This is a genomic window from Polymorphospora rubra, from assembly GCF_018324255.1.
GTDB classification, from domain to species: domain Bacteria; phylum Actinomycetota; class Actinomycetes; order Mycobacteriales; family Micromonosporaceae; genus Polymorphospora; species Polymorphospora rubra.
In genome coordinates this window covers 4,067,285-4,087,268 of sequence record NZ_AP023359.1, presented here as the reverse complement: position 1 = coordinate 4,087,268, position 19,984 = coordinate 4,067,285, and the positions used below count along the sequence as shown (strand labels likewise).

Below are 19,984 nucleotides of genomic sequence, written 5' to 3'. Positions count from 1 at the left end.
CACACCACACCAAACACACCCACAGATAAGCGCGAAGACCCCGAATTCGCTGTGTCCTGTCGAGGCAGTACCCCGCCGCCCACCGGTGGCCCGGCACGCCCGCCAGGTCCGATCCGTCGCATTCGGGAGCCCACACCCGTCGACCTTGGACAAATCACGCAACAAATCAGACAAACGCACCACGACAAGTCCTTGATCGACACGGCCGGGGCACCCTCGACGCGGCCGGAGCGCCCTCGACACGGCCGGAGCGCCCACGACGGCGCCCACGGGCTGCGTCGCCCGGCCGGAGCTGCGGCGGTCAGGGTTGCGGGCCGGCCGTCAGTTGTCCATCGGGGTGAGGGTGGCGCGGGTGCGCAGCTGCTTGCGGCGAACGCGGCGAAGCGTGCCGACCGTCGACTGCAACTTCTCCTTCGTGGACAGATTGTGCCGCCACATGGTCGACATCGGCAGGTGCTTCAGCCGCGGAGTCATCAGCCCGGCCGCCCGCAGGGTCACCAGCCGGCCCCAGACCGCGCCACGGGCCCGGAGCAGGTTGGGCTGCGAGGCGGGCAGGATCTTCGGCTCGACCGGTTCGAGGACCAGGGCACCGGCCGCGATGGCGGCCTCGATGAGCCGTACGCCCCGCTCGGTGCGGGCCAGGACCAGCGAGCGGCCCGGGTCACCGGCGGTCGGGCGGTACCAGGGGTCGCCGACGGCGACGTCCGCGAACTCACCGGTGTGGTCGGCGCACAGGTAGCAGCGCCACTGCCGGTGCTTCTGCAGGATGTCGCCCCAGGACTGCTCGTACGTCAGGGTGCGTTCCTGCCCCGGCGGGTCGTCGACCAGGCGGGTCCGGGCGTTGCCCGGCCAGCCGTTACCCCGGTAGTGCACCGACTCGATCCGGGCCGGGTCGTCCACCCCGAGCACCTTGAGCATCTCCAGGGTGCCCTGGGTGGTGGGGGTGCCGGCACAGAAGACCGCGATGGTCACCCCGACCTTGGCGTCCAGGGCCGGCCGGACCTGTCGGGCCATCCGTACGGCGGCGACGTCGCAGGGCTTGCCGATGAAGGCACTCGGTGCGTCGGCCGACTCGATCAGGTCGAGCCGGTCGCAGGGGCTGGCGGGGGCGTACCGGGAGCCGGCACCCGCGAGCAGGTCGTCGCGGCCGAGCGAGTACTTCGTCTCGTTGAGGTAGGGCACATCCTTGCGGGCGCCGATGTGCAACGCGCCGGCCATGCCCTGCCGCTCGATGCAGAAGGCGGCCAGCGCGGTCGCCACGCCACCGCTGGAGCCGGCGAACCGGATCTCCGGGTCGGCGGCGTACCCCTCGTAGATCGCCCGGACCGGTCCCCAGGCGGCCCGCAGTTCGGCGATCTCGCCGGGGGCTGCCTGCTCGGTGTCGTGTTCCAGCCGTACGCCGGGACAGCAGCCGACCGCGGCGGTGGCGCCGGCGCCGTTGCGGGCGACCGGGGTGATCGGCAGCGGGCGGCGGCCGTGGTCGAGCACGTCGACCATGCGTACCTCGTCGGGTGCGAGGTAGGCGCAGACACCGCAGCCGGTGCAGAGCTTGTGGTCGGCGACGTCGTGGACGGTCTGCGGCTGGGGCATCAACGGGCTCCGGCGGTGCTGCGGTTGGCGTGTTCGGCGCGGGCCAGGGCGACGATCTCGTCCATCTGCTCGCCGGCGCGGCGGATCGCGACCGGGGTGCGTTCGGCGAGTTCGGCGGCGGTCTCGGCACGGCTCGTCCAGGACCGCCAGAGGGCGTCGAGCAGGTCGTCGTCGCCGAGCTCACGGGCGTCGGCGACGTGCCGCTGCTGGCCGACGCTGGCGAAGACGCCGCGGGCCTTGAGGCTGTAGGCGAGGATCGCCGCTGGTACGGCCGACGACAGCGCGGCGATGGTGGCGTGCATCCGCATACCGCAGAACCAGGTGGTCTGCCGGATGACCCACTTCGCCTGGTGCGGGTCGAGGCCGGGCGGCGTGATCATCACCCGGTCGCCGTGCCGGGCACTGAGGGCGGCGTGCAGGCGCTCGCTGGCGGCGGTGTCGTCGTCGGTGCCGCCGGGGGTGCGCACGTGCGGCACGATGACGATCCGGGCGTCCGACTCGTCGAGGAGGCGTTCGCAGAGGCGCTGGGCGACGCGGCCGCTGTCGGCGGCGAGGCCGAACTGGGCGGCGCCCTCGGCGCGCACCATCAGCCCGCTGACGTTGATGCCGACGACCGGGCCGGGTACGGCCGCGAACCAGGTCGCCAGCTGCTCGTGGGCCGGTTCGTCGGGTTCGCGGGGTTCGAGGCCGAACGCCACGTCGACGCCCTCGCGGTGGCGGGCCGGGTCGAGGTCGGCGCCGAGCAGTTCGCCGAGCGCGGCGTAGCTCTCCGGGTCGCGGGCCCAGGCCATCGCCGCCCCGCGGACGAGGCTGACCGCCTCGGCACGGACCCGGGTCGACTTGAACGGCCCGTACGTCTGCGGCAGGAACACCAGCGGGCGGCGGCGCAGCAGGGAGAGCCGCTTGGGCCAGGCGACGGTGCGGAAGCGGTGCTCGCCGTAGATGTCGCTGAAGCTGTCCCCACCGCTGACGTCGAGCACCACGTCCGCCGCGTCGATCTTCGCGATGCCGCTGTTGCCGAGGCCGCCGAGGGCGGCGCTGACCCGCATGTTCAGGTAGGACTCGGGCCGGTGGTAGCGGCGCGAGTGCCGGGCTCCGGCCAGGCCGATCGGGACCGGCCGCCCGCCGACGTACGCCCGCCCGGTGCGCTGGCCCCAGCCGTCGTCGAAGACCGTGATGTCCGCGGCCGGCTCCCTGGTCAACAGCCCGCCCAGGGTGGCGGCGCGCAGGGCGCCGACGCCGAGGTTGAGATGCGATCCGGGTACGCCGAACAGGCAGGCCGACAGCGGGCCACCACCGCCGATGTGCTCGCTCATCCCGCCGCCACGCTCCGCTCGCTCACAGCTCGATCACCGCTTTCTCGCACCGGAACGCCTCGGCGTACCGGGATCTGCATTCCATGCCGCGCAGTCGGGCCAGTCCGAGGAAGACCTCGTCGTCCCACCAGTCCCGGTCCTTCTGCGACGGGAAACTGGAGTGCAGCAGTTCAACCTTGCGACGGGCCCGCTCCGCGCTGAGCGGCAGGTAAAAGTTACGCCGCCCGAGGTCGCCGTCCCACTTCGGGATCTCGTAGTGCAGCACCGGCGCGGCCCGGAACGACGTCGTCACGAGCTCGGCCAGCGTGCGGTGGTCCTGGTGGGCGTCGTCGGTGCCGGGGGCGACGACAAGGTCTGCGGGGAAGGTCCGCGCGGCCTCGTCGACGATCCGCTTCGCGTCACCCCAGCGGGCGGGCACCCGGCCGTCGGGCAGGTCGTGCAGGGCGAAGCTCAACTCGGCACCGGGCAGGAACGCGGTGGCCGCGGCCCGGGCCTCGGCCTGACGGTCCGGGCTGCCGGTGAGCAGCACGTAGTGCACCCGCAGACCCGGGTTTGCGGCGGCGAGGCCGAGCAGCAGCCCGCCGGCGCCGATCTCGATGTCGTCGGGGTGCGCGCCCAGCAGCACCACCCGGCGTGTCCCGGCCAGGTGCAGTCCGGGCATCAGTGGCTCAACGCGGGGGCGCCGGGCGACGAGAGCAGCGCCGTCGAGGTGCCACCGCCGTTGCGGTTGCCGTCCCAGAGCATCCAGGGGCAGCGGCCGGCGTGGTAGAGCTCCTCGAGTTCGGCCCGGTCCTTGAACGTGTCGGCGGCCCGCCAGAACCCGGTGAACCGCTGGGCGAGCAGCCGGCGCTCGGGCAGCAGCCGCTCGAAGGCGTGCGGCACCATGTCCTCGCCCTCACGCAGTGCGGAGAAGATCTCCGGGCGCAGGACGAAATAGCCCCCGTTCTCCCACTGCATCAGCTCGCGGATCGGCCGTACCCGGGTGACCTGGTCCTCGTCGGTGATGTCGATGACGTGGTGGGTCGACTGCACCGGTACGGCGAGCAGGCTGGCGGTGGCCGAGGAGGTCCGGAACCGTTCGATCATCTCCGGCAGCGGCGCGTCGGTGAGCGTGTCGGCGTAGTTGGCGAGGAACATCGGCTCGTTCTCGACGTGCTTGCGGACCCGCATCAGCCGCTCGCCGATGGTGGAGTTGAGCCCGGTGTCGATGAAGGTGATGTTCCAGTCGGTGATGTCGGAGGAGAACAGCCGTACGTCGCGACCGCCGCGGGCCAGTGTGAAGTCGTTCGAGAGGGTCTCGTCGTAGTGCAGGAAGTAGTCCTTGACGGCGGCGGCACCGTAGCCGAGGCAGAGCACGAAGTCGGTGTGGCCGAAGTGCGCGTAGTAGCGCATGACGTGCCAGAGCAGCGGACGGTCACCGATCATCGCCATCGGCTTGGGCGCCGACGCGGCCCCCTCGCGCATCCGCATGCCGAGGCCACCGCAGAACAGGACGACCTTCATCACACCACCTCGAGGGCCGGGATCGGAAAGACCAGCCGGCCGCCCCACTCCCGCACGTACGAGAGTTGCTGGGAGATCTCGGTACGCAGGTTCCAGGGCAGCACGAGCACGTAGTCGGGCCGGTCCTGCGCGATGCGCTCCGGCGCGTGGATCGGGATGTGTGTGCCGGGCAGGAACAGCCCCTGCTTGTAGGTGCTCCGGTCGACGGTGTATTCGAGCAGGTCGGACCGGATACCGCAGTGGTTGAGCAGGGTGTTGCCCTTGCCGGGGGCCCCGTAGCCGACGACCCGCTTGCCCTGGGCACGGGCGTCGAGCAGGAACTCGACGAGGTCGCGCTTGATGTCGAAGACCGCCTCGGCGAAGCCGCGGTGCCCGTCGACGGTGTGCAGTCCCGCCTCGGCCTCGGCCTCCAGCACCGACTTGACGTTGCTGGACGGCTCGCCGGCCGCGGCGGCGTGCCGGGCGTGCACCCGCAGCGATCCGCCGTGGGTCGACAGCTCCTCGACGTCGACGGCGACGAGGCCGGCGGTGGCCAGCGCCCGCTGCGCGGTGAGCAGCGAGAGGTACTGGTAGTGCTCGTGGTAGATGGTGTCGTACTGCCGGCGCTCGATGAGCCGCAGCAGGTGCGGGAACTCCAGGGTGATCAGCCCGTCCGGCTTGACCAGGGCGGCCAGCCCGGCGGTGAAGCCGACCAGGTCGGGCACGTGGGCGTAGACGTTGTTGCCGGCGACCAGGTCGGCGCGGCCGTACTCGGCGGCGAGCGCCGCACCGGTCTGCGCCCCGAGGAAGTGCACCCGGGTCCGTACGCCCTTGGCGTTGGCGACCTCGGCGATGTTGGCGGCGGGCTCGACGCCGAGCACCGGTACGCCCCGGGCGACGAAGTGCTGCAGCAGGTAGCCGTCGTTGCTGGCGACCTCGGTCACCAGGCTGTCCGGGCCCAGGCCGAGCGTGTCGATCATCGTGTCGGCGTAACGCCTGGCGTGCGCCACCCACGAGTCGGAGAAGGACGAGAAGTACGCGTAGTCGGAGAAGATGTCCTCACCCGGCACGTACGCGGGAAGCTGGACGAGCAGGCAGCTCGGGCAGATCCGCACGTGCAGGGGATAGAACGTCTCCGCGGAGTCGAGCCGCTCGGCCGGCAGGTAGCTCTCGCACAGGGGCGACATGCCCAGGTCGACGAAGGTCTCGGTCAGCGCCGTGGTGCACAGCCGACATTCGGCAACGGTCATTGAGCTTCCCCCACGCACTAGCTGATGTCGGTCGCGGCGTTCCGTGGTGTGGGTGCACCCCACGCTGCCGTCGGGTCCGGGCCCAGGACCACCGCCGGTCCCCGGTCGCGGGACAGGTTGGTCCCGGACCGTGGAACATCGGCGCGCCGGGCCCGACGCGCGTCTGGCAAACGCTAGCCAGAGTGCCTCCCACCAGGGCGCTTGAGTAAGAAGTCTGACACTCTTCGGCCCGGCCACCGGCCCCCTCATAGACTCGGCCTCCCACACCCGAAGACACTGCGGGGGCTTTGCCATGCGCGTTCTCGTGACCGGTCACCACGGCTACATCGGCAGTGTGCTGACGCCGATGCTCACCGCCGCCGGCCACGAGGTCGCCGGGCTCGACATCGACCTGTTCGCCGACTGCCTGCTCGGTCCCGCCCCGGCGGAGATACCGGCCGTACGGGTGGATCTGCGCGACGTCACGGCGGAACACCTGGCCGGTTTCGACGCGGTGCTGCACCTGGCGGCGCTGTGCAACGACCCGATCGGCAATCTCAACCCCGAGTTGACGTACGACATCAACCACCGGGCCACGGTGCGGCTGGCCGAAGCGGCGAAGGCCGCCGGGGTGTCCCGTTTCCTGTTCTCCTCGTCGTGCAGCCTCTACGGCGCCGGCCTGGACGACCGGCCGCTGGACGAGAACGCCGGCTTCGCCCCGGTGACGCCGTACGGCGAGTCGAAGATCCTGTCCGAGCAGGGGCTGGCCGGCCTGGCCGACGACGACTTCTCCCCGGTCTCGCTGCGCAACGCGACCGCGTACGGCTTCTCGCCCCGGCTGCGCGGCGACCTGGTGGTCAACGACCTGACCGCGCACGCACTGCTCACCGGCGAGGTGCGGCTGCTCTCCGACGGCTCGGCATGGCGCCCACTGGTGCACATCGAGGACATCTCGGCGGCGTTCCTGGCGTTGCTGGAGGCGCCCCGGGAGGTGGTGCACGGCAAGGCGTACAACATCGGGCAGACCAGTGAGAACTACCTGATCCGCGACGTCGCCGAGGTGGTGGCCGAGGTGGTCCCGGGCTCGACCGTGACGTTCGCCGGCGGGGCGTCGGCCGACGCGCGCAACTACCGGGTGAGCTGCGACCTGGTCGCCGCCGAGGTGCCCGGCTTCCAGCCGCGCTGGACGGTCCGCAAGGGCGTCGAGGAGCTGGTCGAGGCCTACCGACGGCACGGGCTGACGATCGAGGACTTCCGCGGCGAACGGCACCAGCGACTGCGCCGGATCCAGTCGCTGCAGGGTGCCGGCCGGCTCGACGGCGAACTGCGCTGGACCACCGGCGGGGCGGCATGACCGGCCCGGCCTGTCACGCCTGCGGGGCCGCCGAACTGGTCCCGTTCGCCGACCTGGGGACGATCCCGGTCTTCTGCGGGGTGCACTGGGCCAGCCGGGACGAGGCGCTGGCGTCACCGCTCGGCGACATGCGGCTGGCGTACTGCCCGGCGTGCGCGTACGTCCGCAACGTGGCGTTCGACCCGGCAGCGCTGGTCTACGACACCACGATGGACACCAACCTGCACCACTCACCGGCGTTCCAGACCTTCTCCGCCGACCTGGTCCGGCATCTCGCCGACCGCTACCCGCTCAAGGGTGCGACCGTGCTCGACGTCGGCTGCGGGCAGGGCGAGTTCCTGCGTGAGCTGTGCCATGTCTCCGGTGCCCACGGTCACGGCTACGACGCGATGTACGCCGGTCCGGCCGGCGAGGACCCGTCCGGCGCGGTGTTCCACTCGACCCACGCCCCGCTCGACGACTCGACCCCGGCGTTCGACTTCGTCACCTCGCGGCACTGGTTCGAACACCTCGACGACCCGTACGGCTTCCTGGTCCGGCTCCGCGAACTCGCCGGCGACCGGACCGTGTACGGCTACATCGAGGTTCCCGACGCCTGCTACGACCTGGCCACCGCCGGCTGGGAGGTCATCTACCCGCACGTGTCGTACTTCGACGCGTACGCGCTGCGCACCATCGTCGAGCGGGCCGGCTGGCGGATCGAGGCGACCGGGCCGCTGTTCTCCGGGATGTTCCGGTTCGTGGAGTTCTCCGTGAACGCCGACGGGCCGCCCCGGTCCGACGCGCCGCTGCCCGACACCGCCGACCGCGACCGGCAACTCGCGTCCGTCGCCGGCTTCGCCGACCGGCACCACGCCGAACGCGACCACTGGCGCACCACCATCGACCGACTGATCGCCGAGGGTGACCGGCCGGTGCTGTGGGGGGCCGGCTCGCGCGGCGTACAGTTCCTGCACCTGGCCGATCCCGACCACCGGCTCGCCGCCGTCGTCGACGTCAACCCGCGCAAGTGGGGACGCTACCTGCCGGTCACCGGGCACGAGGTCACCGATCCGGCGACCCTCGCGGAACTGGGCACCGGGTCAGTGATCATTACGAATCCGGCATACCGTAAGGAGATCACCGCCACCCTGCGCCAGCTCGGCGTGAGCGCCCAACTGCTGGTCGCCTGAGACCGGAGGAAGACGATGCCCGACACCCCCCGCGTCACCATCGGTGTCCCCGTCTACAACGCCGAGCGTTACCTCATCGGCTGCCTCGACGCGCTGCTCGCCCAGGACTACCCCGACTTCGAGGTCGTGATCAGTGACAACGCCTCGACCGACCGCACCTGGGAGATCTGCCAGCGCTACGCCGCGATCGATCCACGCATCCGGGCCTACCGCAATCCGCAGAACCTCGGCGGCCACGCCAACTTCGCCCGGGTCGCCGAACTGGCCCGCGGTGAGCTGTTCAAGTGGGCGGCGTACGACGACGTGTGCCTGCCGGGTCACCTCGGCGCCTGTGTCACCGCGCTCGACGCCGCCGGGCCGGAGACGGTGCTCGCCTATCCGCGTACGCTCCTGATCGACGAAGAAGGCGAAACAATCGGCCCCTACGCTGACCTCATGGACCTGCGCCACCACCGCCCCTGGCGGCGGGTAGCCGCGGTCGCCTCGCACATCAGCCTCTGCCACGCCCACTTCGGCGTCTTCCGGCTGGCCGCGCTGCGACGCACCGGCATGATCCGCCCCTACCTGTCCTCGGACTACACGTTGATGGCCGAGGTGGCCGCACTCGGCGAGATCCACGAGGTCGACCAGCCACTGTTCATGCGCCGGGTGCACGGCGCCTCGACGCGCCAGGCCAAGGGCAGCAACGCGGCGGACGCCAGCACCTGGTTCGCGCCGCAGGGCGGACGCACCTCCGGAGCACCGCGGATGCGGATGCTGGGCGAAACGCTGCGGGTGCTCGCCACGGCGAAGACCCCGGCCCCGACCCGGCTGGCCAACGCCGCCGCGTTCCTCGGCGCCTGGTCGGTCCGACGGGTCCGGGTCCGGGTCGGCTACTGGCGCCGCCAGCTGGTCCGGCACCCGGCACCACGCACAGCGGGCGGCAGCGTCTAGTGGCCAACGCAAGTCCGCCGGTCACGGTCGAGGCGGCACCGGTCCAGGCCGGCCCGCCACCGAAGTCGAAAGTACGTTCGGCGATCGGCTGGTCGTACGTCCTGACCGCCGGCCGGGTCGGTTCCTCGATTGTCGTCACGTTCGTGCTGGCGATGCTGCTCGGCCCGGACGAGTTCGGCATCCTGGCGATGGCGCTGGTCCTCGTGATGATCGCGCAGACGATCCTCCAGCAGGGGCTGGTGTCGGCGATCGTGCAGCGCGACAAGCTGACCGGCGCCCACCTCGACGCCGCGTTCGGGGTCCTGGCCATCGCCGGCTTCGGCGTCGCCGCCCTCGTCGCCGCCCTCAGTCCGCTGTGGGCCCTGATGTATCGGGAGCCCCGGCTCACCCTGGTCTGCGTCGCACTCGCCCCGCTGGTGCTCATGCAGGGGCTGGCGACCGTACCGGAGGCGGTCCTGCGGCGCGAGCTGCAGTTCCGGGCCGTCGCGATCCGAACCCTGCTGGCCGCGGTGGTCAGCGGTGTGATCGGGATCGCCCTCGCGGTCGCCGGTGCCGGCATCTGGGCGCTGGTCGCCCAGCAACTGGTCAACGCCCTGATCGGCCTGATCGTGCTCTGGATCGTCTGCCCCTGGCGGCCGAGCCGGCGCATCCGCCTCGGCGCGATCCGCGAGCTGTGGACCTTCTCGCTGCACTCCGCCAACGCCGGGCTGGGCGTGATGCTCAGCAACCGGGCCGACCTGATCTTCACCGGTCTGTTCTTCGGCCCGATCGCCACCGGCATCTACCGACTGGCCGCCCGGCTGCCGGACATGCTCGTCGACGTGACGGTCCGATCCCTCCAGCAGGTGGCACTGCCGTCGCTGTCCCGGCACCAGAACGACCGGACCGCCTTCGTCAACCACCTCGTCCAACTCCAGCACCTCGGCGCCATCGTCGGGCTGCCGGTCCTCGGCGTACTGGCCGCCACCGCCGGGCCGCTGGTCGGCTTCCTCGGCCCGCAGTGGGCCGGCACCGAGGTCCCGTTACAGGTGCTCTGCCTCTTCGGCGCCGTCAACGTCTTCGGGGTGCTGCTCGGCCCGGCCCTGCAGGCCATCGGGCAGCCGGGCAAGCTCGCCGCGATCTCCTGGGCCCGCGGGCTGCTCGGGGTGGCCACCTTCGCCGCCCTGGGCACCATGTTCGGCGGCGGCAACCCGGCGGCACAGGCCACCGCGATCGCCGTGGCCGGGGTGTGTCTCCAGGTCGTGGTCAACGCGGTGTCGATCTGGGTCACCGTACGCCGGGCGGCCGGCGCCTCGGTGCTGCGGTTCCTGTTGCCGACGCTGCCCGCGGTGGTCGCCGCGACGGCGGCCGCACTGGTGCCGTACGGGCTGAACCGGCTCGGTGCCGACGAGCTGCCGCCGCTGGTCGGGGTGGTGGTGCTCGGCGCGGCCGGTGGTCTGACCGCGGCGGCGATCCTCTGGACGACCGACCGACGCGTACGCGACCTGGTCCGCAAACGCCTCCCCCGCCGTTTCCGCCGCCCTTCGCACCCCCCAAGACCCGCGTGATCAGGGACTAAGTCGGGTGTGTCGTCGGCGTGCCGTACGACGAAGCCCCTGATCATCGGGATCAAGGGCGGCTGCCATCAGCGGACCACCACCCGCCGCGCCGTCCCACCGCGCCGCGCCGTGTCCCGCCCCGCAGTACGCCGCGGTGCGCCGCGGTGCGTCGCCGTGCACCGCAAGATCCGCGTGATCAGGGAGTATTTCGCCCGCCACGCCGACGACACGCCGGACGTGGTCCCTGATCACCGCGATCAGGGAGGTGACGGGAGACGCGACCTCTGGTCATGCGGCAAACGGGCCGGGCCACCCGTGAGCGGATCTCGGGCGGATATGGAGCGGCCCCCGGCCGAAGGCCGGGGGCCGCTGTGGTGGTGGTGGGTTCGGTTCAGGACTGCTGCGGGGTGAAGATGATCGCGGTGTTGTCGGCGAGGACCGCCTCGTTGAACGAGTGCTGCACCGCCTGCGTACCCGCGTGGTTCTCGATCCCGACCGTGGCACTGTCACCACGCTCACGCGGCTTGCTCGACGCCAGACTCTCGTAGTTGAACACGATCTCACCGGACACCGACAACGACACCTGGATCGTCACCCGCGCCGACGACGACCCGTACTGACCGTGGTTGTACCACTCCAACACGAACCTACGACCGTCACCACTACCGGTGACCGCACTGCGCACCACCGTATCCGCCCGCACCACCAGGTCGTCCCAGTACGGGTAGACGCCGGTGTTCGGCGCGGTGGTGTCCGGAATGGGGCCGTTGATCGGCTGGGCTCCACCGGGGTCCTCGAAGCTGAGGAAGCCGTTGCTGGACACCCACGCCGTCGTGTAGGTCTGCCCGTAGAACGGGAACGCGAACGGCAGCTCGATCTGCTCCACCGAGTCGTCACCGGTCAACGGGATCGGCGTACCACCCGAGATCGGCGTGTACGGCCGCGACTCCGTCGACTTCGTGTAGGCACCACCACCGCTGGCCGGCGGCGGCGTCGGCGACGGCGGCTGGCTGGTGGGCGGTGGTGCCGTCGTCGGTGCGGTCAGCGCCAGGTTGGCGGTGTGGGCGCCGGCGGCGGCCACCGTCACCGTGCCCGAGGCGCTGCGCCCGCCGTCCGCCGTGGCGGCGACCGTGTACGTCCCGGCCGGCACCGAACCGATCGTGTAGCTGCCGGTGGCCGTGGTCGTCGCGGTCCGCCCGCCGGGGGTCAGCGTCACCGCGGCCCCCGCGACGGGCGTACCGCCGCTGGTCACCACACCGGACACCGTGCCGGTGGTGGCCGGCGTGGGGTCGACCGGCGGCTGGTTCGTCGGCCCCTGGCCGCCGCCGGACGGGGTGAAGACGATCGCGGTGTTGTCGGCGAGGGCCGCCTCGTTGAACGAGTGCTGCACCGCCTGCGTACCCGCGTGGTTCTCGATCCCGACCGTGGCACTGTCACCACGCTCACGCGGCTTGCTCGGCGCCAGACTCTCGTAGTTGAACACGATCTCACCGGACACCGACAACGACACCTGAATCGTCACCCGCGCCGACGACGACCCGTACTGACCGTGGTTGTACCACTCCAACACGAACCTACGACCGTCACCACTACCGGTGACCGCACTGCGCACCACCGTATCCGCCCGCACCACCAGGTCGTCCCAGTACGGGTAGAGAGCGGCGTTGGGCGCCGACGCGTCGGGGATCGGCCCGTTGATCGGCTGCCCGTTGCCGGGGTCCTCGAAGCTGAGGAACCCGTTGGCGGACACCCACGCCGTCGTGTAGCTGTGCCCGTAGAACGGGAACGCGAACGGCAGCTCGATCTGCTCCACCGAGTCGTCACCGGTCAACGGGATCGGCGTACCACCCGAGATCGGCGTGTACGGCCGCGACTCCGTCGACTTCGTGTACGAGACGCCTCCCGCCGGCGGCGGGGTGGTGGCCGGCGGAGTGGTGGCCGGCGGGGTCGTCGGGGGCGGGGTGGTGGCCGGCGGGGTGGTGGCCGGCGGGGTGGTCGGCGGCGGCGTCGGGGTCGGGGTCGGGTTGGTCGGTCCGGTCAACGTGAGGTTGGTCGTGTGCGTACCGCCGGCGGTGACCGTGACCGAACCCGAGCCGGTCAGCCCGCCCGGACCGGTGCCGGTGACCGTGTACGTGCCGGCCGGGACCGAGCCGAGGGTGTAGCTGCCGCCCGCGGCGGTGGTCGCGCTCAGGTTGCCCGGGTTCAGCGTCACCGTGGCGCCGACCACCGGCGTGCCGTTGCTGGTCACCACACCGGAGACGGTGCCGGTGACCGGCGGCGGGTCGGTCGGGCCGCCGCCACCGGGCGGGGTGATGACGATCGCGGTGTTGTTGGCGAGGACCGCCTCGTTGATCGAGTACTGCAACGCGATCGTGCCGGCGGCGTTCTCGATCCCGACGGTGGCGGAGTTGCCCAGTTCCCGGGCGCCGCCGAGGTCGGCGTAGTTGAAGGTGATCCGCCCGGACTCCTCCATGAGCACCTGGAACGTCAGTCGGCCCGACGTGGAGCCGTACAGGCCGATGTTGCGCCACTCGACGTTGAAGCGGCGGTTGGGCGCGGTGCCGGTCACCGCCGTCCGGATCGTCGAGTTGTCCCGGGCCCACAGGTCGTCCCAGAACGGGTAGATGGCGGCGTTGGGCGCTGACACGTCCGGGATCGGGGTGTTGACGCCCCACGAGCCGTTCGGGTCGAGGAACGACAGCTTGCCGTTCACGTCGATCCAGGCGGCGTCGTACGACTGGCCGTAGAACGGGAACGCGAACGGCAGGTCCACCCGGGTGATGGCCTCGTCGCCGGACAGCGGCAGCACGGTGTCGTCGGCGGGCACGATCGGCCGCCCCGGCACCGTGTCACAGGTGTAGCCGAAGGTGTCGGCGCACGAACCGGAGCCGCTGTAGGTCGCCGTGTAGGTGGTGGCGATGGCCGGCGCGGTGATCACGTGGGTCTGCGCCCCGCCGTCCGACCATCCCTCGAACGTGAAGGTCGAACTGCCGGCCGTCTGCGGCGTGGGTGCGCTGATCGTGTTGGTCGACCCGACGATGACCTCACGGACCGCCGGCGTGCTGACCGGCGCGCCGTTGTGGTTGAGTTCCAGGCCGCCCGGGCTGCTGGCGAAGGTCAGGTTGACCGTCTTCGGGTCCAGGCGGGTGGTGGTGCTGGACGTCAGCCCGCTGCTGTCGGTCGCGGTCAGCGTCAGTTCGAGGTGCGACGGGTATTCGTGGTCCGGCGCGACGAACGTGCCGGAGGCGACACCATCCGCGCTCTGCACGTGGTGGGTGTGGCAGTCGTCGGCGGAGTAGCAGTGCCGGTTGATCAACTGCCAGGACAGCGACGACGCCGGCAGCGTGCCGTCCTGCGGGTCGGTCGCGTGTCCGGAGAAGGAGACCGTCTCACCGACCTCCCAGCGCAGCGCGGCGGTCGGCGAATCGATGACCGGCACCGGCGCGTCGGTGCCGACGAAGATCTGCAGGGTCTCGGTGTCGACCGCCCCGGCCATGTCGGAGACCCGCAACCGGGCGGTGTGGGTGCCGGTCGTGGTGTAGGTGTGGGTCGCGGTCGGACCGCTGGCGTCGAACGTGCCGTCGTCGGTGAAGTCCCACTGGTAGGTGAGGATGTCACCGGCGTCGGGGTCGGTGGTGTTGCTGGCGTCGAACGAAACCGTGAGCGGGGCGTTGCCTGAGGTCGGGTTCGCGGTGAACGCCGCCTGCGGGGGCAGGTTGCCGGAGCTGTAGTGGAACCGGCGCACCGTGCCGCCGGTCAGGTCGGCGTAGTACAGGTTGTTGTCCGGGCCGATGACCAGGTCGACCGGCCCGGAGGCGGTCGAGGTGAACGGCATGATGTCGGACGGGTCCGGCACGCCGTCCGGTCCGGCCCGCATGGCCCAGATGCAGCCGCGCGAGTAGTCGGCGAAGAACAGCGCGCCGGCGTACGGCGCCGGGTAGTTGCCGCCCTCGGTCGGGTAGAACGTGATGCCGGTCGGGGCCGAGCCGCCGGTCCGGCAGCCGTCGCCGGGCGCGACGACGTCGTTGTGGTGGTAGGTGTAGTGCGGCCCGGTGGCCGTGCCGGCGGGGGCGGCGTAGAGGCTGCGGCACAGGTCGAGCTGGGCCGCGCGGTAGCCGCTCTGCACGCTGTTGCCCTCGTAGCAGGGCCAGCCGTAGTTGCGGACCGGTCCGTCGGCCGGGTCGACGATCCGGTTGATCTCCTCCCAGTTGCGCCAGCCGACGTCGGCGACCCAGACCTCGTCGGTGCCCGGCCGGAAGGCCCAGCGGTAGGGGTTGCGCAGGCCGTACGCGACGATCCGGCGGGTGTTGGCGTCGGCGCTGGCGGCCATCGGGTTGTCGGGCATGGCCGCCGCGGTCTCCGGGTCGACCCTGATCAGGGTGCCGGACAGGCCGGTCGGGTCGCCGCCGGTGCGCAGGTCCTGGGCGCGCAGGGCGCCGCCCTCGGCGGTCGGCGGGGTCATCGCGCCGCCGACCGGCGACGGCGGGTCGCCGCACGGGTTGGTCGGGTTGCCGGCCTGGCCGTAGTCGACGAAGGTGCCGGAGGCGCCGTCGCCGCCGGTGACGTAGAGCGCGCCGTCGGGGCCGAAGCGGAGTTCGCCGATCGAGTGGCTCTCGATCTGCTGGCACCAGTCGTGCAGCAGCACCTCTTCGGGGCCGGTCATCACGTCGCCGGCGAGCCGCAGCCGGGAGACCCGGCTGCTGGCCGCACAACTGCTCCGCTCGTGGCAGGTGTCGTTGTAGGTCGGTGCGGTGCCGCCGATCAGCCCGTCGTAGGTGTAGCTGACGTAGAGGTAGGGGTCGGCCGGGAAGCTCGGGGGGACCGCCATCCCGATCATCCCGAGGTCCTCGTAGTTGTAGACGTTGGTGCGCAGGTCGGCCACGACGGTCGCGGTGGTGTCCGACAGGCTGTCGAAGACCTTGATGACGCCGTCCTTCTGGGCGACGAACACCCGGCCGTCGGGCGCGAAGACCACCTTGGTCGGCAGGTGGAGTCCGGACAGGACGATCTGCTCGGTGAAGCCGACCGGTGGACCGGCCGCCTCCGCCGGCGCGGCCGTGCCGGGCACCAGGCCCAGGCCGACGGGCACGCTCAGCGCGAGGGCCAGCGCCGAGGACAGTGCGCGCCGTATCGCTCGCGACACCCGGGTCTCCCATCTCACGGCAACGCCGTGGCACAAACAGGTCGATGCGGCTGTTGCCGGCAGAGAGTACGCGGCCACAGCATCGCGCATGATCCAACCGAATGGCTTCGGTAGCCCGACCGGACTACCCGGCCGTACGGCTCGACTTCGGCCGACCGATCGGTGTTTGAGTGGTCAGTCAGTCACGGAACGGCGCTCCGGGCCCGGCGGCGACCGCGGGGCCCGGGACGCGACGTCGCCGTCAGGGTACGGGATGGAACACGATCGCCGTTCCGTTGGCCAGCACCGCCTGGTTGAACGAATGCTGCGTGGCGGCGGCCCCGGCGAGGTCCTCGATGCCGACCGTGGCACTGTCGCCGAGCTCTCTCGGCTTCGAGGTGGTCAGGTCGGCATAGTTGAAGACGATTTCCCCGTTCTCGGACAGGATCGCCTCGACGGTGATGCGCGCCGACGTCGAGCCGTAGTGGCCGATGTTGCGCCACTCCACGACGAACTGGCGGTGGGGCGCGGCGCCGACGACCTCGGTACGGATCGTCGAGTCGGCGCGTACCACCAGGTCGTCCCAGAACGGATAGATCCCGCCGTTGGGTGCGGCCGGGTCCGGCAGTGCGGCGTTGGTGGGTTGCGCCGATCCCGGGTCGGAGAACGACAGGAACCCGTTGGTGGACACCCAGGCGCTCGACTGCGGCTGGCCGTAGAACGGGAAGGCGAACGGCAGGCTGACCTGGGTCACCCCTTCGTCGCCGGTCAGCGGCAGCACGGTGCCGTTGGCGGGTACGAACGGGCGCGGGCCGGTGGTGACCGTGTACTCCCCCTCGCCGCCGCCGGGCGCGGCGAGTGCCAGGTCGACGGTGTGCGCCCCGCCCGGTGCGACGGTCACCGACCGGCTGGCGGAAAGGCCGCCGGGGGCGGTGCCGGTGACGGTGTAGGCGCCGACCGGCACCGACGGCAGCGTGTACGAGCCGTTGCCGGCCGTGGTCGTCGTGTGGTTGCCGGGCGACAGCGTCACCGTGGCACCGGCGACCGCGAGGCCGGTCGCCGCGTTGGTGACCACACCGGACACCGCACCGGTGGTCGGCGGCGCGCCGCCGGGCGGGGTGAAGACCACCGACGTTCCGTTGCGCAGGTCGGGTGTGTTGGTCGAGTAACTCAACGCGACCGCACCGCTGCCGTCCTCGATGCCGACGGTGGCCGAGTCACCACGTTCGCGGCCGGCGGTGGACAGGTCGGCGTAGCTGTAGACGATCTCGCCGGACTCCGACAGCACGGCCTGGAACGTGATCCGGGCCGACGTCGAGCCGTACATGCCGATGTTGCGCCACTCGACGACGTATCTGCGGTCGGGTGCGGTGCCGGTGGTCGCCGTACGGATGCTGGAGTCCGCCCGGACGAACAGGTCGTCCCAGAAGGGATAGAGCGCGGCGTTCGGCAGGGCCGGGTCCGGCAGCGCGGTGTTGGTGCCCAGCGGTGAGCCCGGGTCGGTGAACGACAGGAACCCGTTCGTCGAGACCCAGGCGGTGCTGTGCGTCTGCCCGTAGAACGGGAACGCGAACGGCAGGCCCACCGAGGTGTACGCGTCGTCGCCGGTCAGCGGCAGCACCGTGGTCTCGGCGGGCAGGAACGGCCGGTCGGTGCTCGTGGTGCAGGTGTAGCCGTAGCTGTCGGTGCAACCGGGGGCACTGGTGTAGGTCGCGGTCCAGGTGCCGGCGGCCGGTGGGGCGATCAGCACGTGGGTCGCCGCACCCCCGTCGGACCAGCTGCCGAAGGTGTGCACGAGCGAGTTGCCGCTCTGCGGGCTCGGCGCGCTCACCGTGTTGGTCGAGCCGACGATCACCGTACGGGTGAACGGCGCGGTGCCGGAGAAGTTGCCGACGCTGAGTTGGAGCCCCGGCGGGCTGGTCGCGAAGGTCAGGTCGACGGTCCGCGGGTCGAGCCGGCGTACGGTCGTGCTGGTCAGCCCGTCCGCGTCGGTCGCGGTCAGTTCGAGTTCGAGGTACGACGGGTATTCGTGGTCCGGTGCGACGAAGGACCCGGACCCCACCCCGGCCCATTCCTGCAGGTGGTGGGTGTGGCAGTTGCCGACCGACTCGCAGTGCTCCATCCGCAGCCGCCAGTGCAGGCCCGACGCGGGGATGGTGCCCTGCTGCGGGTCGGTGGCGTGGCCGCCGAAGGTGAGGGTGTCGCCGACCTGCCAGGTGGTGCCGGTGGTGGGGGTGGTGATGACGGCGGTCGGTGCGCTGTTTCCGGGCTGGATGCGGACCGTGGTGCTGTTCGACGCGCCGAGGGTGTCGGTGACGGTCAGCGTCGCGGTGAAGGTGCCGGTGGCCGGGTAGGTGTGCGTCGCGGTCGGCGTGGTCGCGTCGACGGTGCCGTCGCTGGTGAAGTCCCACCGGTACGTGAGCCGGCCGGCGTCGGCGGGGTCGGGGTCGGTGGAGCCGGTGCCGTCGAAGGTGACGGTCAGCGGTGCGGTGCCGGAGGTCGGCGCGGCGGTGATCACGGCCTGCGGCGGCTGGTTGCCCGGGAAGTAGCGGATCCGCCGGACCGTCCCGCCCAGGTCGGCGTAGTACAGCTCGCCACCGGGACCGACGGCGAGGTCGGCGGGACTGGCCGCGGCCTGGCCGAAGAGCTGGATGTTGGCGGGGCTGGGCAGCCCGCCGGGGCTGGCCGGGCGCATCGCCCAGATGCAGTTCCGGGAATAGTCGCTGAAGAAGAGCGCACCGGCGTACGCCGCGGGATAGCTGCCGCCGCTGCCGGGGTAGAACGCCAGGCCGCCGACGGCGTCCCCGCCGGCGCCACAGTTCTCGCCGGGTACGACGTCGGCGTTGTGGTGGTAGGCGTAGTAGGGCGCGGTCTGGCCGGCTCCACTGTAGAGCGACTCGCAGAGGTTCAGGTTCGCGTTGTCGTAGCTGGCCATCCGGGCGTTGCCCTCGTAGCAGGGCCAGCCGAAGTTGGTGACGCCGCCGGTGGGCGCGGCGACCCGGTCGATCTCCTCCCAGAGGTTCCAGCCGACGTCGCCGAGCCAGACCTCGCTGGTCCCGGGTCGCACGGTGGACCGGAACGGGTTGCGCAGGCCGGTGGCGACGATCCGCCGGGCGTTGGGGTCGGCGGAGCCGATCAGCGGGTTGCCGGGGGCGGCGGCGCCGGTCGCCGGGTCGATCCGGATGACGGTGCCATCCAGGCCGGTCGGGTCGCCGAGGGTGCGTACGTCCTGCGAACGCAGCGCACCCCCCTCGGCGGTCGGCGGGGTCATGGTGCCGCCCGGCGGGTCGCCACAGGGGTTGCGCGGGTTGCCGAGCTGCCCGTAGTCGGTGGCGCTGAAGCTGGCGCCGTCGCCGGCCGTGGCGTAGAGCATGCCGTCGGCGCCGAAGGCCAGGTCGCCGACGGAGTGGCTCGGGTACTGCTGGCACCAGTCGTGGATGAGGACCTGTTCCGGGCCGGTGGCCACGTTGCCGGCGGCCCGCAGCCGGGAGAGCCGCCCGGTGACCACACACTGGCCGTTGTTGGCGTCGCCGCAGGTGTCGTTCCACACCGGAGCGGTCCGGCCGGGCGGGGCGTCGTAGGTGTAGAGCACGTAGACGTAGGGGTCGGCCGGGAAACCGGGTGCCAGCGCCAGGCCGAGCAGTCCGCGGTCCCACTGGTTGTGCACGTTGGTGGACAGGTCGGCGAAGAGTGTCGGGGTGGGGTCGGCGAGGTCGTCGAACACCTTGATCCGGCCGTTCTTCTCGGCGACGAAGACCCGGCCGTCGGAGGCGAACTCGAGGTTCGTCGGCTGGCTCAGACCGCTGAAGACGATCTGCTCCTGGAAACCGGACGGCAGCGCGATCGCGGCGGCCGGGGCGCCCTGAAGCGGTGTGAGTAGTCCGGCCAGCAGGGCCGCCGTCAGCCCGATCCCCAACCCGCGTCGAAGGCGCGTCATCGCACCCCTCCCCAAGACACGTGCGCGGGTGGCGCGCACCAGCCATGGTCGTCAATATGACCCGACCGCGCGCACAGAGTAGCCAGCCGATGAATGTTGGGTGCTGTCCTGTTCCTGACCAAAGAATCAGGATGTAGATCAACAAAAAGGTGCTTTACCGACAGATCACCTCAGCCAACTCGCCGGTTCGGCGAGGCAAATTGACCAATAGGATGATCGACATTAACCGATCTCATGACCATGGAAGCGGGCACTTGGTCCGACTCGTGTTAGAAAGACGACATCGTCCGAGAATGCGAGTCACTTGCCCG

At 71.2% G+C, this 19,984-nt stretch carries 11 protein-coding genes; 4 read left to right on the top strand and 7 right to left on the bottom strand.

From position 1 onward, the window contains the following. Positions 1 to 321: 321 nt before the first annotated feature. From Prubr_RS18625 to Prubr_RS18605, 5 genes are read right to left on the bottom strand one after another with little or no spacing between them, the layout of a single operon-like run. Positions 322 to 1,590, bottom strand: coding sequence for a Coenzyme F420 hydrogenase/dehydrogenase, beta subunit C-terminal domain (locus tag Prubr_RS18625; RefSeq protein WP_212827141.1), 1,269 nt, complete (start codon positions 1,588 to 1,590; stop codon positions 322 to 324). Beyond that, on the bottom strand, positions 1,590 to 2,906 hold the full coding sequence (locus Prubr_RS18620; RefSeq protein ID WP_212827139.1) for a polysaccharide pyruvyl transferase family protein: 1,317 nt from the start codon (positions 2,904 to 2,906) through the stop codon (positions 1,590 to 1,592). Before Prubr_RS18620 ends, Prubr_RS18625 begins: the two co-directional genes overlap by 1 nt. Before the next feature lie 22 nt (positions 2,907 to 2,928). Then, on the bottom strand, positions 2,929 to 3,567 hold the full coding sequence (locus Prubr_RS18615; protein ID WP_212827137.1) for a PIG-L deacetylase family protein: 639 nt from the start codon (positions 3,565 to 3,567) through the stop codon (positions 2,929 to 2,931). After that, the gene (locus Prubr_RS18610; RefSeq protein ID WP_212827135.1) at positions 3,567 to 4,409 is read right to left on the bottom strand and encodes a sugar phosphate nucleotidyltransferase; all 843 of its coding nucleotides are present in this window, start codon (positions 4,407 to 4,409) and stop codon (positions 3,567 to 3,569) included. Before Prubr_RS18610 ends, Prubr_RS18615 begins: the two co-directional genes overlap by 1 nt. Continuing rightward, positions 4,409 to 5,638: a class I SAM-dependent methyltransferase gene (locus Prubr_RS18605; protein WP_212827133.1), complete on the bottom strand. Its 1,230-nt coding sequence runs from the start codon at positions 5,636 to 5,638 to the stop codon at positions 4,409 to 4,411. The genes Prubr_RS18610 and Prubr_RS18605 overlap by 1 nt, the downstream gene beginning before the upstream one ends. A 292-nt stretch (positions 5,639 to 5,930) precedes the next feature. On the opposite strand from Prubr_RS18605, the gene Prubr_RS18600 reads away from it, so the two are divergent. The 4 genes from Prubr_RS18600 to Prubr_RS18585 are packed head-to-tail and all read left to right on the top strand — an operon-like array spanning position 5,931 to position 10,623. After that, positions 5,931 to 6,971 carry an NAD-dependent epimerase/dehydratase family protein gene (locus tag Prubr_RS18600; RefSeq protein ID WP_212827130.1) on the top strand — a complete coding sequence of 347 codons (1,041 nt, stop codon included), beginning with the start codon at positions 5,931 to 5,933 and terminating at the stop codon, positions 6,969 to 6,971. After that, a complete protein-coding gene (locus tag Prubr_RS18595) occupies positions 6,968 to 8,143 on the top strand; it encodes a class I SAM-dependent methyltransferase (protein ID WP_212827128.1) in 1,176 nt (391 codons plus the stop codon). Before Prubr_RS18600 ends, Prubr_RS18595 begins: the two co-directional genes overlap by 4 nt. A gap of 15 nt (positions 8,144 to 8,158) precedes the next feature. Beyond that, the gene (locus tag Prubr_RS18590) at positions 8,159 to 9,076 is read left to right on the top strand and encodes a glycosyltransferase family 2 protein (protein WP_212827126.1); all 918 of its coding nucleotides are present in this window, start codon (positions 8,159 to 8,161) and stop codon (positions 9,074 to 9,076) included. Then, on the top strand, positions 9,076 to 10,623 hold the full coding sequence (locus Prubr_RS18585; RefSeq protein ID WP_212827124.1) for a lipopolysaccharide biosynthesis protein: 1,548 nt from the start codon (positions 9,076 to 9,078) through the stop codon (positions 10,621 to 10,623). Before Prubr_RS18590 ends, Prubr_RS18585 begins: the two co-directional genes overlap by 1 nt. 382 nt (positions 10,624 to 11,005) lie before the next feature. Here Prubr_RS18585 and Prubr_RS18580 read toward each other — a convergent pair whose 3' ends face one another. Beyond that, positions 11,006 to 15,757, bottom strand: coding sequence for a PQQ-dependent sugar dehydrogenase (locus Prubr_RS18580; RefSeq protein WP_246568812.1), 4,752 nt, complete (start codon positions 15,755 to 15,757; stop codon positions 11,006 to 11,008). Between the two features lie 241 nt (positions 15,758 to 15,998). Then, entirely contained in the window at positions 15,999 to 19,673 is a 3,675-nt protein-coding gene (locus Prubr_RS18575; RefSeq protein ID WP_212827120.1) for a PQQ-dependent sugar dehydrogenase, read from the bottom strand. Between the last annotated feature and the right edge of the window lie 311 nt (positions 19,674 to 19,984).

Coding starts and splice junctions, on each gene's coding strand:
- Prubr_RS18610 (WP_212827135.1), bottom strand. CDS start 4,409: ATGAAGGTCGTCCTGTTCTGCGGTGGCCTCGGCATGCGGATGCGCGAG.
- Prubr_RS18605 (WP_212827133.1), bottom strand. CDS start 5,638: ATGACCGTTGCCGAATGTCGGCTGTGCACCACGGCGCTGACCGAGACC.
- Prubr_RS18600 (WP_212827130.1), top strand. CDS start 5,931: ATGCGCGTTCTCGTGACCGGTCACCACGGCTACATCGGCAGTGTGCTG.
- Prubr_RS18625 (WP_212827141.1), bottom strand. CDS start 1,590: ATGCCCCAGCCGCAGACCGTCCACGACGTCGCCGACCACAAGCTCTGC.
- Prubr_RS18615 (WP_212827137.1), bottom strand. CDS start 3,567: ATGCCCGGACTGCACCTGGCCGGGACACGCCGGGTGGTGCTGCTGGGC.
- Prubr_RS18590 (WP_212827126.1), top strand. CDS start 8,159: ATGCCCGACACCCCCCGCGTCACCATCGGTGTCCCCGTCTACAACGCC.
- Prubr_RS18620 (WP_212827139.1), bottom strand. CDS start 2,906: ATGAGCGAGCACATCGGCGGTGGTGGCCCGCTGTCGGCCTGCCTGTTC.
- Prubr_RS18575 (WP_212827120.1), bottom strand. CDS start 19,673: ATGACGCGCCTTCGACGCGGGTTGGGGATCGGGCTGACGGCGGCCCTG.
- Prubr_RS18595 (WP_212827128.1), top strand. CDS start 6,968: ATGACCGGCCCGGCCTGTCACGCCTGCGGGGCCGCCGAACTGGTCCCG.